The following is a 14,083-nucleotide window of genomic DNA, read 5'->3' as shown; positions in this document are numbered from 1 at the left end:
ATCAAAAATGTAGAATCTTTTTGGACTGAATTATTAAAAAAAGGTGCTCTGTATAGCTGAAAGTCTTGCAGAGCACCTTTTCCTGTCTATCTTTCTTCCAGTTCTTTCAGATAATCAAAGCAAAGACCGCCGTCACAGCGGTAGAAAAACGGATCGTCCCGGATTGTATCTGCACTGTTTATAATAAAGCTTTCGATCTGCTTTCCCTCTTCATCATAAAAGCCCAGGCGAAAACCATATCCTGTATAAAACAAAGAGAGTGTATCTCTTTTCATCTCCGCGCCCTGTATATTCTCTACAATATACTGAATTTCTTCCGGTTCTTCTATGTTGAAACTTTTTCCTGTATTTCCGTCAAAGACAGACACGGATCTGACATCAGATGGCGCAGCCCCTCTCAGAAAAGTCTTCGGAAGTACATACCAGACTCCTGCAAATACAAAGATTGCCGCTGCAGCCGTTATAATTGAGACAAGTATTTTCTGCTTTCTTTTCATATTATAACGACCTCCCCCTCCGCCAGGTAATTCAACTTCTTCATATAGCTCTTCATAAACTCAAACTGTCGCACGCCCGTACAGTGGCATGTATAGTATTCCGTATCATGGGAGTCCAGAATCTCAGCATACTCTTTCAGCCGGTCATCCGGCTCCAGTTTTGAAAAGTGGAAACCGCCGATCAGCACATCCGGCTCAAACCAGGAGACGATATTCAGGATTCCTTTGTGGGAGCATCCACTGAAAAGGATTCTCTTCCCGTTCTCTTCGATCACCATATACTGCTCGTGGCGGAAATCTTCGGGGACGATTTTCCCGTCTGATACCATATTCAGCCCGCCGGTTCCCATATCATACTGCATGGGATATCTGCCTGTCTCAGAAACCGGGTAAAGCGTGATTCCCTTTCCGATCTCTATTGCTTTGTCCGTAAAAATCAGCCGTTCATTCTCCGCAAAGGAACTATCCAGGAGAGAACTATCCAATCCGATATATTTCTCTGTCCCATTGTAGTGTGGTTCAAAGGTATGGCAGCTTAAATATACCGGCGCGCTACGGTTTATCTCCAGGAACTTTGCAAGCCCGCCCCCGTGATCGTAATGTCCGTGGGAGAGCACCGCAAAGTCCGCTCTGCCCAGATCCACTCCCAGTTCTTCCGCGTTCCGCACAAAAAGATCCGACTGTCCCATATCAAACAGAATCGTGTGCTCTTCTGTCTCTATGTACAGGCTTAACCCGTGTTCGACAGGCAGCCCGGTACTGCATGTGTTTTCAACTAAAGAAGTTATTTTCATCACATTCCTCTTCACTCTGTGACATATTTTTCAATAATACACTGATGTTTCTTTTGCTTTCTGTCATAACTGACCCCGACCAGAATTATCTCTCTGATGGACTCTACTTTCTGCATATAATTTTTCTGTTTTATCTGACGAATTGCATTTTCAGCAGAATCATCAACTTTCAGTTCTAAAATTATTGCCGGAATTTCCTTTTTCTTTGGAACAAACAGGTAGTCGCAGTATCCCTTCCCGCTCTTTTCTTCGCGCTCTATACGATAGTCTTTCCGGGCATAGAGATAGCAGAGGGTTATCACGCATGACAGAGAGTTTTCATCATTATACATAAGAAATGGAATTTCTCTGTCATGAACTTCTTCCAGAATGCCCGCCACTTTATCTGCATCACACGCCAGCGTAGCTGTCAGCATAGCCCTGGATCTGTCTGTAATTTCTTTTACTTCCCCCATACTGTCACGGGAAAGCACCCGCTGAAATTTCTCCATCAGTTCATGATTCGGAATTTTCAGGTATCCATCATAGTAAGAAAGAAATCCATATACAACCATAGCAGAGAGGATCTCATCTCTTGTATACAGCTCCTGTTCAGCAGCACTATATCCGCTTAGCTCCGCTTCCACCGGCACACCGGAAACCATTTTTACGATATCCTCGCGCACTTCCTCCACATTATTTTCAATACAGTCAGCCACCTCATTCATAGGACCGGTTTCTGTCCAGTAATTTCTGCAAACGCCATCTGTCAGCGCACGGTTGACCGACCTTGGATTAAACAGATGTCTGCCGTCACTCATGAGATATCCGTCATACCACCACTCAAGTTCTTCATAGCTGACCGCATCATATTTCCGACAAAGGCCTTTTACTTCATCTTCAGTAAGCCCGAAAAACTCCTCGTATACCTGATCGTTCATGAAATTATATTCCCAGAACATATTCAGTTCCGAACCGCTGGAATATTTTGCAATCGGAAGCACTCCTGTCATATACGCCAGATCCACATATGGTCTGTCTTTAAGCATTGTTTTCAGGAATCTCAGAAAATGTATTTTATCTGCTTCCGTCACATATTTCTCACTAAACACAGAATCCCACTCATCTAAGATAAAGATAAACGAGTCTTTTGTATCGGACAGCATTTCACTGATTCCTTCATATTCCCGGTCTTGCAGCAGCGGGTATGCTTCCCTCAGATCTTCCTGCAATTTTCTGATAATATTTTTCAGATAAGCATTATACCCATCACAAAAATCCGGGAAAACGCTGAAATCAATGTGAATCACATTATATCGGTTTATCTGACTCTCATAATTCTCTGTGTGTGCGATATTCAGGCTATCAAACAGATCATGTGTATCATACCCTTTTGTATAGTATGCCCCCAGCATATTGGCATTTACCGTCTTTCCGAATCTCCGCGGTCTGGTTATACATACATACTTTGCATTTGTCCGGATGAGCGGTGAAATTTTCCGGATCAGCATGCTCTTGTCCACGTAAATCTCGCTGTTCAGCATATCCCGAAACATGATAATCTGTGCGTCTGTATTCAAATAATGCATCCAATCCCTCCCGTTTCTGACACATCCTGCTTTCCTTTAAGTATACACAAAAAGATCCCGAACCACAACCGTGATTCCGGATCTCCTTTCATATAAGTTCCATATATTTTGCACTACCCTGATGCAAAATTCCCATTAATTCTTTTTTAATATCTCTCCCACGCTTCCCGCATCCACGCCAGATCTTTCTGCGCGGTCTTCAGGTCCAGCTCTTCCCTGACAATAACGATGTCCGGCCTGTTTTTCTTCAGCCATCTGATAATCTCTGCATATTGAATCACGCCCTCGCCCAGGCATACCGGACAGTATTCTTTCTGCGGACCTTCGACGAAATCTTTCATGTGGATGGCCTCGATCTTATCTCCCAGAACGGAGAGCCACTCCTTCCAGTATGCATCCTGGTCGATCTCCGGCTCCGGCAGGACATTGGCGGGATCGAAGATCATTTTCAGATGGCGGCTGTTCATCCTGTCAAATACTTCCGCCGTCACCTCCAGATTCTCCAGGGGATGCCAGTACACCGGCTCGATCGCCATATCCGTATCCAGGCGCTCCGCCTCCTCCACAAGCCGGGAGATGCTGTCCATCATATACGGATGCCATACTTTTTTCTCCTCCGGGGTCAGGTGGGGATAAGCCGTCTCCGTGCCGACGATGGACGCTCCCAGGATCTTGTTCCATGCCAGACATTTTTTGAACGTGCTGACCGAATTTTTCCGCACCTCATCGTCCGGATTTCCCAGATCCATATAACATCCCAGGATATGGATCCGGATCCCTTCATCCTCAAAACTGCGGCGGATCCGCTCAACAATCTCAGGTGTAACTTCATCATAGGAGCTGATCTCTGTAAATCCTTTGGGCAGTACAAGCTGTGCCGCGCCGATTCCTTCCGACTTCAGAAGCGAGGGAAGCTTCTCGATCGGCTGCTTTCCATAATCGTGGGTTCTCGCTGCGATTATCATATCTTGGTTTACTCCTTCCTGCTCTGTCTCTCTGTACAGATCTCCATATATCACACAGGGGCGCGCTTACCACGCACCCCTTTATCTGTATCAATGTCTGTTTTACTGCGGCTGTTTTCCAATGTAAGCCAGGATACCGCCGTCAACGTACAGGATATGTCCGTTTACGAAGTCAGATGCTTCGGAAGCAAGGAATACTGCCGGTCCCTGCAGGTCTTCCGGATTGCCCCATCTTGCAGCCGGTGTCTTGGAAACGATGAACTGGTCGAACGGATGTCTGCTTCCGTCAGCCTGACGCTCGCGGAGCGGTGCTGTCTGCGGTGTAGCGATGTATCCGGGTCCGATGCCGTTGCACTGGATGTTGTACTCGCCGTACTCGGAGCAGATGTTTCTTGTAAGCATCTTCAGACCGCCCTTGGCTGCTGCGTATGCGGATACCGTCTCACGGCCGAGCTCGCTCATCATGGAGCAGATGTTGATGATCTTTCCGTGTCCCTTCTCGATCATTCCCGGGATCACTGCCTTGGAAACGATGAACGGAGCGTTCAGGTCAACGTCGATTACTTTGCGGAACTCGGATGCTTCCATCTCAAGCATCGGTTTTCTCATGATGATTCCGGCATTGTTTACAAGGATATCGATTACGCCGACTTCCTCTTTGATCTTTGCAACAAGAGCTTTTACCTGTTCCTCATCTGTTACGTCGCATACATAGCCGTGTGCCTCGATTCCTTTCTCTTTGTAGGAAGCAAGTCCCATATCAACCTTCTCCTGGTTGATGTCGTTGAAGCATACTGTTGCTCCTGCCTCCGCGTATGCGGATGCGATAGCGAATCCGATACCGTAGGAAGCGCCTGTTACCAGTGCAATTTTACCTTCCAGTGAAAAATTTACCATGATTGTTCTCTCCTTTTTTTCTTATTTTCGTCTGCATACAGCAGATTTTTTTCTTCTTATCTGAGATCCTTGTTTGCGATATTGTCCATATCATCATAGTCCTGATTTTCTCCGCACATTCCCCAGATGAATGTGTATGCCCTGCTGCCGCATCCGGAATGGATGGACCAGCTCGGTGAGATGACAGCCTCTTCGTTGTGCATAATGATATGTCTCGTCTCCTGCGGCTCGCCCATATAGTGTACAACGAATGCGTCGTCAGCCATGTCAAAGTACAGATACACTTCCATACGTCTGTCATGAGTGTGTGCCGGCATGGTGTTCCATACGCTTCCTGGCATCAGTCTTGTCATACCCATTGCAAGCTGGCAGCTCTGTACCTGTCCCGTCACGATATACTTGTTGATCACTCTGTGGTTTGCATCCTCCAGTGTACCGCACTCTACTTTGTTCTCATCCTTGATGATGACAACGCCGTCCTCCGGCTCGCCTTCCGGTTTGATATGTACAGTCGGGTAAGCCACATGTGCCGGCGCGCTGTTGAGATAGAATTTTGCCGGGTTGGATGCATCTTTGCTCTCGAAAGAAATGTCCTTCGAACCTCTTCCGATATACATTCCCTCTCTGGCATTGATCTCATAGACACGTCCGTCAACGGTCACGATTCCGTCTCCGCCGATATTGATCAGTCCCATCTCTCTTCTCTGAAGGAAATACTCTGCACGGAGCTCGTCCCCTGCAGTCAGGTCAAGCTTTTCATTTACCGGAACCGCTGCGCCCGTAATGATACGGTCAATGTGGCTGTAAACGAGATTGATCTTGTCCGCCTGGAACAGGTTCTGGATCAGAAATTCTTCTCTGAGCCTGTCTGTTGTGTAGTGCTTCACGTCTCTCGGTGAAGCCGCTGTCCTTACTTCCATTGCAAAAACCTCCATAAAAATAATTTTGTTTTCTGCTTATTTCTTTCTCTGTGATTCTAGTATATCATTCGTTTTATTCCATTTCTTGTGTTTTTTTGATATGAATATTGAAAATTTTGAACACAGCAGATATAATGAAGAAAATCCTGTCATGCACAGAAGATATATCGGAGGAGAAGAAACATGAAAGCATGCCCATCCTGCAAGGAATCCATGCGCCAGTGCATGGAGAGCCATTCCTTTGCATTTGCTCATTTATATAATGATGAAAAAGCCATGGATATGCATATCCATGACTGCTATGAGATCTACTATTCCATCTCCGGCGGAAAACAGTTTCTCATCGACAACTGTTTCTACGACATCCAGGACGGTGATATCTTCCTGATCAACCAGTTTGAGAGCCACTATCTGTCCCAGATCGACAGTCAGAAGCATGAGCGGATCATCATGTCCATTGATCCGGAATACCTGAAAAGTCTTTCCACGGCATCCACCGACCTGGACCGCTGTTTCCACTTCCGCGACACGGAGATGCCCCACCGGATGCATCTCACGCCGGAGGAACAGAACCGCTTCGTCTATCTGATCCACAAGTTCCCGTCCAATGCGGGACTGGGCGAGGATATTCTGGACCGGGCGGTTTTCCTGGAAATGATGGTGTTTCTGAACCGTGCTTTCGACAGGCGATGCCGGAAAACGGAAGAAAGTGCCGGCCCTAAAGCGGATGAAGAACCGAACAGCTACCATGCCCAGGTAGATGACATTCTCTCCTATATCAATACACATATCCAGGAGAACCTTTCCCTGGAAGAACTGTCATCTCATTTCTACCTGAGCAGTTCCTACATCTGCCGGATCTTCAAGGCGACAACCGGAACCACGATCAATAAATACGTTACCGCCAAGCGGATCACCCTGTCCAAGTCCCTCTTGAGCCAGGGTTACTCCGTCAACGAAGCATGTGAGGCATGCGGGTTCAACGACTACAGCAATTATCTGAAAGCATTTACAAAAGCAGTGGGAGTTTCCCCGAAAAAATATGCGCAGTTCAACTCGTGAACTGCGCATATTTCCGGCTTCTTCCGTTTTCTTCTCTTATTATTTCGGAATCTTTCTTCCTCATCCCGTCCGCCCCGCTGCCCGGTACTCCTTGGGGCTCACCCCGTACCGTTCCCGGAACTTCCGGTAGAAATAACTGGTATTGTCATACCCCACAGAACTGATGATCTCTGACACCGACATTCTGCTGTTGGTCAGCATATACGCTGCCTGCTGCATCCGTTTTTCCTGGAGCAGTTCTTTATATGTCCTGCCGGTCTGCCGCTTGATCTCGCGGCTCAGCCAGTATATATCGAACTTCAGCTCCGCTGCCAGCTCCTTCAGGCTCGCTTCGCGGTAATGCTCATCGATGTAGCGGAACACCGCTGCTGTAATCTCTGTGTCGAACTTTCTGCCTCCTGTCTCCATCTTGTCCATGTAATTCAGAAGCTGAAGAAAGAGAAGCCCCATGGTGATCTGGTTGCAGCTCCTCTTGTTTGGTGTGTCATAGAAGATCGTCCACACCATGTTTTCCACCAGATTCTGGATGGGGAGGATATCCGCCACGTGGAAATACAGATAGGAAATCTCCCCGTCCCTGCCGCAGAGGGCGCCCACAAGGAACTCCTTGAGCAGGTTATCCTCCTCTCCCATCATGGAAAAAGCCGTGTCAAAAAATTCAGGCAGGACGATAAAATTCACCGCAATATCTTCCCTGCCTGCGGGAAGGATCTCCTGCACGGCGTTCTGATTCAGAAAGAGCAGATCCCCTTCCTCCAGGACAACCCGGCTGCCGTTGAGGATATGGGTGGTTGTCCCCTGGCACATGTAGATCACTTCGATATAGTTGTGGGTATGCTCCGGGAAATGGACGAAACGGGTATGGGGACGCACCTGGATCAGTTTGCCTTTCTTCAGGAGCTTGCCGCTGTCCACAATCCTGTCATTCTTTTCCATATAGATCTGCTGGTCGATCTCGTCTTTTCCGTCCAGGATCCGCTGTTCCTCCTCTGTAATAACTGCCAGCTCTTCAAGAAGCTGCCGGTGCATCTTTCCACCTCCTCTATTCTGCCGCGTCGATCTCTTTTGTCAGCTCCATATACTCCTTCGCGCTTCTGCTGCTCTTCTTGTACGCCATCACCGGAGCGTTGTTGTCCTGGGACCACTCGATCCCGCTGTCCACCCGGATATAGGTGTCGAATACCTTCACGTCATCCAGTTCTTTCAAGGTATCCAGTGTCTGGCGGAAGTAATTCTTCCTTGTATCCACCTTTGTGATCACGATGCCGCCCATTTTCAGATCCGGCACAATCTCCCGGACCTGCTCGAGGAACTCGAACATGTTCCCCAGCCCGAAAAGCCCCCAGGGGGATGCCTCTACGGGAATGATGATCTCGTCTGACGCGCAGAGAATGTTCATAACCCAGCCGCCCAGTGTGGGAGGAGCATCGATCAGAATATAGTCATACCTCCCGGATTCCCGGATTTTCGAAATACATTTTTTCAGAATATACTCCCTCTGCCATTTGGTGAACAGTTCGTACTCGATGGAGCTCATCAGCGTGGAGGATGGGATCAGATCCAGATTCTCATAGGGGGTCGGGACAATATAATCCGTCAGATCATCCTGCCGCCTGATCCCCTCATACAGGTTCTTCTCTCCCCGGGCGAATGCCAGAACCCGGTCTTCGTCAAAAAGGGAAAGCGAGAGATTGAGCTGCATGTCCCCGTCGATCAGCAGGACTTTTCTGCCAAGCTGCGTCAGTCCGTAACCCACGTTGGAACAGGTCGTCGATTTCCCGCTTCCCCCTTTATTGTTTGCAAAACAGATTACTTTTGTCGATGCCATCTCTAACTGTCTCCTTTCCTCCAGTCTTCTCCCGCCGGTCCCGGTCCGAAGTTCTTATCGATCAGTCTGCAGTATTCCTCATATGCAGGCACTCCCTCGAAATTCTCCCGCAGCACATCCCGGATTCCCTTGTAGTACCACGCCATGGCGGATTTGCTCTGCATCCGGAAACGCATCCAGAGCGCTTCTCCCTCGGTCGGATAATCCCGGTCAATATCTCGCATGTTGGAAAGCTTGTCCGCCAGTCCGATCATCTGTACCTCCACGGAAGCATCCTTCAGCCGGGTAATCGTATTTCCCTTCCGTTCTTCCCATGTCTGGGACTTGTCCTCGCTCTCCTGGGATACCATATCCGCAACCCGGTCGCCGAACTGGAGCTTCAGGATATCCTTTGTGATCCCGCTGCAGTCCTCGATGGTGTCGTGGAGCACCGCCGCACAGATCACCTCCTCGTCCCTGGTCATCGTGGAAACAATGTCCGCCACCTCAATGGGGTGGACAATATAGGGACGTCTCGTCCCCTTGCGGAACTGCCCGTCATGGGCTTTTGTAGCAAACTCAATCGCATCGTCTATCATCGGCGTATCCTCCTTATACAGAAATCTTAACACACACGGAAGAAGTTCACAAGAAAAAACCGCCTGGCCACTGCGCCCTGAAATGTCTTTTTCTGACATTTCCCGCAGTATCCGGCGGTTTCCCGACATCCCGTTTCCGGGATCTTTTTTACCACAGATCTTTGTAGATCTTTATCACATCTTCCTTCGTCGGCACCCTCGGGTTTGTGGCTGTACAGCTGTCTTCCAGAGCAGCCTCCGCCATCTTGTCAATGGCGTCGAAATACTCTTTCTCCGTTATCGTCCCCATCTGGGAGATCGACAGCGGAATATCCATCTCTTTCAACATGAACTGTACCCAGTTTACAAGGGATCTGACAGTCATGATCTTGTTATAGCTGCTTAAGCCGAGGATCTGCGCTACTGTAGAATAGCGCTTCACGGCCGGAAGATATTCTGTCCTGCTCTTGCTGTGCTTGTTGATATCACTGTTGAACTCAATGATATGCGGAAGCAGCATGGCATTCGCGCGTCCGTGGGGGATATGGAAAGTAGCGCCAAGCTGGTGCGCCATACCGTGATTCAGTCCGAGGGACGCCACATTGAATGCAAGACCTGCCAGACAGGATGCGGAGTGCATCTTCTGGCGTGCATGGGTATCGTTTCCGTCCAGGTAAGCCCGGAGCAGAAAGACTCCGCAGATCTCAATTGCCTTTTCCGCAAGAGCGGTGGAGAAATCATTCCGGTTAATGCTCACACACGCCTCCAGAGCATGGGTGAACACATCCATTCCGGTATCCGCTGTGACTGAAGGAGGAACACTCTTTACGAGTTCCGCATCCAGGATTGCCTCATCCGGGGTCAGATCCCAGGACACGAGCGGATATTTTCTCTGCTCTGCCGGATCGGTCACAACCGCGAACGAAGTAACTTCCGATCCGGTTCCGCTGGTTGTCGGAATCGCGATCAGGCCGACTTCACCGTAGTGATCCACGCGCAGTGCAAACTCGCGGATCGATTTTGATGAGTCGATAGCGGAACCTCCGCCTACTGCGACGATTGCATCCGGTCTGTACTCCAGCATCTTCTTCACCCCGACGCTGATCTTCCCGATCGGCGGATCCGGGACTACATCGCTGAAGATCTCGAATTCTTTATTTCCGCGTCTGAGCGGATCAAGTACAAGCTCCATCATCTTGCTCTCAGCAATAAACGGGTCTGTCACAATAAGTATTCTCTTGTACGGAACCTCGGCGAGACGGTCAAGCGCCTGATCTCCGAAGTTCACTCTTGTTTTAATCTGAAAGCTTTTCATAATCGTCCTTTCCTATTCAGGATAAATGCATTCCACACCTGCATCCTGAAAGACCTGGAGCCATTTTGCCTCAGGCTTTTCATCTGTGATAACCGTGGAGATCTCTTCCAGTGCGCCGATCTCCGTAAAGGCGATCCTGTCGAATTTGCTCCTGTCAACTGCCAGGATACGTTCCTTTGCCGCCTTCAGCATGGTTCGCTTGTTGTTGGCGTGGAGCTCGTCCGAGTCTGTTATGCCCGCTGTCACGTCGATTCCCTTACAGGATATAATCGCCTTATCCACGTGATAGGTCTTCAGCATCCGGTCGGTCTGGGGACCTACCAGAGCAAAAGATCCCTCGCGGGAAACGCCTCCCGTGGAGAGGATCGTCCAGTCCTGGGCATCAAACAGCTCGATGATAATCTCGATGGAATTGGTTATCACGGTCAGGTTCTTTTTGCCTTTTTCCTGCAGCGCCTTTGCAACATAGACGGCCGTCGAGCTGGCGTCCATCATAATGCTGTCGCCATCCCTGACCCGGTCGGCGATCAGCTCTGCAATGTGCTGTTTTCCCACAATATTACGGTTTTTTCTGATGTTAAACGGCAGATCAATATTGATATTTTCGTTGATGACGGCGCCGCCGTAACTTTTGATGGCGTATCCGTCGTTCACCAGCTTTTCAAGATCCCTGCGGATTGTCTCCTCCGAAACGTCATAGATCTGGCTCAGCTCGCTTACCACAACTCTTCTGTCCGTCTGCAGCTTTTCCAAAATTTCATTACGTCTCTCTATCGCAAGCAATTCACTGCCTCCCATCTATGGAAAAAACGGTTTTTCCGATACAGTTATTTCACAAAAGGCATTCTCCGGCTTACGCCGGGAAGCCTTACAGAATCGCATCGCGGATCTGAGCATCCGGATGGGCAATAACTGAAGAATCGAGGAACATTCCTCTGTCTTTGATTGACTCCTTTGCCCGCTCGATGGCAGCCTCCACAGCAGCCACTTCACCGGTCAGCAGCATATAGGATTTGCCGCACATACCTCTCGCGATACGCAGCTCGATCAGATCCACAATCGCCGTCTTGGCAGCCTCATCCGCCGCAACGATGATGGAGGATGCGTCGTATGTCTCCAGGATTCCCAGAGCAGCCACGTCCTCAATCTTCGCAGCTCCGTAGATAGCCGGGAAGATCGACTCGTGGGGGTTGCCCAGCACGAAACTGTCAATCAGGTGAAATCCGTGCAGTTCCCTGGCATTGTCAACTGCTGCCTTCACGGCACTTAAGTCACCTGTAATGATCGCGATATACTTGCCCGGACATACTGTCTGAGCTTCAATTATACTGACATCAGAGGTCTTTACCATCGCATCTGCTGCGGTAATGCCTGCTGAAACAGTCTTATATTCTACCATTCCAATTGCCTTACTCATTGCCTGCACGTCCTTCCTTAGGTTTCTATGATAATATACTTATCGTTTACTTCTGTCACTGTTCCGGTAACCGACGCATGGATTCCCACGCTTAACCCTTTGCCCGGCTCAGCAATCATCTGTCCCTTTGTCACCTTGTCGCCCGCCTTGACAACAGCAGACGCCGGTGCGCCGATATGCTGGCTTAAGAGAATTCTGACTTTCTTCACTGCCACCTCGGATTCATCCAGAGGCGCTTCTCTGTTATATTTCGTCAGATCCAGTCTCGCCATCAGCCGTTCCATGGGAACTTTTCTGTACTCTCTCTCAGGTCCTACCGGTTTTGCCTCCACCTTCGGAGCACGGATGCCGTGGGCTCTTAAGCCTGCCTTGTACTCTGCCATAAGGCTTCTCGGTGAGAGTCCCTGGAAGCAGGAATACAGCTCACAGACGCCGCAGGATGAACAGAACATCGTATTGACGAAAATGTCCGGTTCCTGAATATCCTTGCATGTAGCTGCAAGCATGAATTTGTTCGGCTCGATGGGATGGCCGAGAAGATGTCTCGGACACAGATCCGTACACATGGAGCACTGGCAGCAGCACGCTGCGGCGCGCTTCATGTCAATCGAATTCTTCTTCAGCTTCTTCTGAACAATATAGTGGTCTTCCGGGAGGACGAGAATCGCATTCGTCGTCTTCGTCACAGGCTGTGCGCCTGTTCCGATGCTTCCCATCATGGGACCGCCCACAAAGTAAACCGGATTCGGTGTCGTCACATGTCCTGCCATTGCCACCACTTCATCCAGCGGAGTTCCAATCGGTACACGAACGGTAACGGGATGCTCCACTTCCGCAACAACAGAAACCAGCTTGTCCTCAACCGGCGTCTGCTCATGGAGCGCCCGGTATGCATTGTATACAGTCTCAACATTGAATACCGCGACTCCGCTCTCTATCGGAAGTCCTCCCGGCCGTACAACCTTGCCGGTCACCTCATAGATCAGAACCACTTCATCTCCTGCCGGATAGACCTCATCCAACAGTCCCAGTCTTGCCTCCGGGTATTTTCCAATCACGGCTTCAACCGCATCTATCGTCTTCTTATATGCTTTCTTTATGCCGATGATCAGTTCTTTTGCGCCGACTGTCTCGCCGATCACATGGAACATGTCAATGATCTCTTCCGCATGTTTTTCAAGCAACTGTCTATGTAATCTCAGCAGCGGTTCACATTCCGCGCAGTTCAGGATGATCGTCTCCGCACGCTCGTCAAGCTTCGCATATGTGGGGAAGCCTGCGCCGCCTGCACCGACCACGCCGTTTTGCTGCAGGATGCTGCTCAATTCTTTCATATCCATAATCTCACTACTCCAGTCCTGTTCCATCGTCAATAATTCCAACGATCGCCGCATCAACAGGAGAATCCGGCATGCCGCTTCCGACACGCGCGGCACTTCCCTGCGCCACGAGTACATACTCGCCGATTCCCGCACCGATCTTATCGATTGCTATAAGCTGTTTTGCACCGGACTGCATATGTTCCAAAACATCTACGATCATAAATTTATTGCCGATTAAATTTTCACATTTGCGTGTCGAAACAACGCTTCCAACAACCTTACCTATCAGCATGATATTATCCTCACTGTGTCACCGGTCGCAATCTTTGCAGCGTTGGCCTCATCTGTATCAATATGCATTTCCAGTGTAAAACTGTCGTCCACACGGATCTGCACGTTATTGAAGATCGTCCCTCTCTCATTGTCCGCCTTTACGGAAACGATATCGCCGTCATGCACTCCGGCCGCCATCGCATCCTGCGGCGACATGTGAATGTGACGCTTTGCGATAATGCAGCCCTCGTCGAGATAAATGGCTCCCTTCGGACCGACCACTGCAATCGCAGCGCTTCCGGCGATATTACCGGACTCCCGGATGGGCGCCTTCACTCCCAGACGGATGGCGTCTGTCGCGGAGATCTCAACCTGTGTCTGTTTTCTCACCGGGCCGAGCACCCTGACATTCTCTATTGCCCGGAGTTTTAACCCCACTATGGTGACCATCTCGTTGGATGCGAACTGGCCTCCCATAAGTTCTTTTTTCTTTGTGAGCTGATAACCTTTTCCGAACAGAACCTCAACATGTTCCTGTGTAAGATGGATATGTCGTGCGGACACCCCGATGGGTACGAGGAAGCCTGTCTCCCTGGAAGCTTTCTGTTTTTCAACTGCTTCCAGGACCAGTTTTGTAATTAATGCCACATTGCTGTTATCCATATCTT

General features: G+C 49.3%; 15 protein-coding genes and 1 pseudogene. 1 reads left to right on the top strand and 15 read right to left on the bottom strand.

Annotation, left to right across the window (positions count from 1 at the left end):
• Positions 1-86 precede the first annotated feature (86 nt).
• The 6 genes from B5F07_RS01895 to kduI form a co-directional block, all read right to left on the bottom strand.
• The gene (locus tag B5F07_RS01895; protein ID WP_087159596.1) at positions 87-497 is read right to left on the bottom strand and encodes a hypothetical protein; all 411 of its coding nucleotides are present in this window, start codon (positions 495-497) and stop codon (positions 87-89) included.
• Positions 494-1,291, bottom strand: coding sequence for an MBL fold metallo-hydrolase (locus B5F07_RS01890; RefSeq protein WP_087159595.1), 798 nt, complete (start codon positions 1,289-1,291; stop codon positions 494-496). The genes B5F07_RS01895 and B5F07_RS01890 overlap by 4 nt, the downstream gene beginning before the upstream one ends.
• Positions 1,292-1,302: 11 nt before the next feature.
• Positions 1,303-2,859: an AAA family ATPase gene (locus tag B5F07_RS01885; protein WP_087159594.1), complete on the bottom strand. Its 1,557-nt coding sequence runs from the start codon at positions 2,857-2,859 to the stop codon at positions 1,303-1,305.
• Positions 2,860-3,005: 146 nt separating this feature from the next.
• Positions 3,006-3,824, bottom strand: a complete 819-nt coding sequence (locus B5F07_RS01880) for a sugar phosphate isomerase/epimerase family protein (RefSeq protein WP_087159593.1) — start codon at positions 3,822-3,824, stop codon at positions 3,006-3,008.
• Between the two features lie 102 nt (positions 3,825-3,926).
• Positions 3,927-4,721, bottom strand: a complete 795-nt coding sequence (locus B5F07_RS01875; protein ID WP_087159592.1) for a gluconate 5-dehydrogenase — start codon at positions 4,719-4,721, stop codon at positions 3,927-3,929.
• A 56-nt stretch (positions 4,722-4,777) separates the two neighbouring features.
• Positions 4,778-5,641: a 5-dehydro-4-deoxy-D-glucuronate isomerase gene (gene kduI / locus B5F07_RS01870; RefSeq protein ID WP_087159591.1), complete on the bottom strand. Its 864-nt coding sequence runs from the start codon at positions 5,639-5,641 to the stop codon at positions 4,778-4,780.
• 183 nt (positions 5,642-5,824) lie between these two features.
• Between kduI and B5F07_RS01865 the strand changes: the two genes are divergently transcribed.
• Positions 5,825-6,703 carry a helix-turn-helix transcriptional regulator gene (locus B5F07_RS01865; protein WP_087159590.1) on the top strand — a complete coding sequence of 293 codons (879 nt, stop codon included), beginning with the start codon at positions 5,825-5,827 and terminating at the stop codon, positions 6,701-6,703.
• Between the two features lie 60 nt (positions 6,704-6,763).
• Here the strand turns inward: B5F07_RS01865 and B5F07_RS01860 are convergent, their stop codons facing one another.
• From B5F07_RS01860 to B5F07_RS01820, 9 genes and pseudogenes are all read right to left on the bottom strand, one after another.
• Positions 6,764-7,732, bottom strand: coding sequence for an AraC family transcriptional regulator (locus B5F07_RS01860; RefSeq protein ID WP_087159589.1), 969 nt, complete (start codon positions 7,730-7,732; stop codon positions 6,764-6,766).
• Between the two features lie 13 nt (positions 7,733-7,745).
• Positions 7,746-8,531 carry a ParA family protein gene (locus B5F07_RS01855; protein ID WP_087159588.1) on the bottom strand — a complete coding sequence of 262 codons (786 nt, stop codon included), beginning with the start codon at positions 8,529-8,531 and terminating at the stop codon, positions 7,746-7,748.
• Between the two features lie 2 nt (positions 8,532-8,533).
• Positions 8,534-9,109, bottom strand: a complete 576-nt coding sequence (locus tag B5F07_RS01850; RefSeq protein ID WP_087159587.1) for an HD domain-containing protein — start codon at positions 9,107-9,109, stop codon at positions 8,534-8,536.
• A 148-nt stretch (positions 9,110-9,257) separates the two neighbouring features.
• Positions 9,258-10,403 (bottom strand): 1-propanol dehydrogenase PduQ, encoded by a 1,146-nt coding sequence (locus tag B5F07_RS01845; RefSeq protein WP_087159586.1) that lies wholly within the window; start codon positions 10,401-10,403, stop codon positions 9,258-9,260.
• 12 nt (positions 10,404-10,415) lie between these two features.
• A complete protein-coding gene (locus B5F07_RS01840) occupies positions 10,416-11,186 on the bottom strand; it encodes a DeoR/GlpR family DNA-binding transcription regulator (RefSeq protein ID WP_087159585.1) in 771 nt (256 codons plus the stop codon).
• An 85-nt stretch (positions 11,187-11,271) separates the two neighbouring features.
• A complete protein-coding gene (locus B5F07_RS01835; protein WP_087159584.1) occupies positions 11,272-11,820 on the bottom strand; it encodes a BMC domain-containing protein in 549 nt (182 codons plus the stop codon).
• Positions 11,813-13,160 (bottom strand): annotated as a pseudogene (locus tag B5F07_RS01830) (SLBB domain-containing protein). The gene B5F07_RS01835 and the pseudogene B5F07_RS01830 overlap by 8 nt, the downstream one beginning before the upstream one ends.
• A gap of 7 nt (positions 13,161-13,167) precedes the next feature.
• Positions 13,168-13,434 (bottom strand): EutN/CcmL family microcompartment protein, encoded by a 267-nt coding sequence (locus B5F07_RS01825; RefSeq protein ID WP_087159583.1) that lies wholly within the window; start codon positions 13,432-13,434, stop codon positions 13,168-13,170.
• Positions 13,428-14,078 carry a phosphate propanoyltransferase gene (locus tag B5F07_RS01820; RefSeq protein WP_087159582.1) on the bottom strand — a complete coding sequence of 217 codons (651 nt, stop codon included), beginning with the start codon at positions 14,076-14,078 and terminating at the stop codon, positions 13,428-13,430. The genes B5F07_RS01825 and B5F07_RS01820 overlap by 7 nt, the downstream gene beginning before the upstream one ends.
• Positions 14,079-14,083: the final 5 nt, after the last annotated feature.

It is taken from the genome of Lachnoclostridium sp. An169 (genome assembly GCF_002160525.1).
GTDB classification, from domain to species: domain Bacteria; phylum Bacillota; class Clostridia; order Lachnospirales; family Lachnospiraceae; genus Mediterraneibacter; species Mediterraneibacter cottocaccae.
This window is presented reverse-complemented; position numbering and strand designations above follow the sequence as displayed.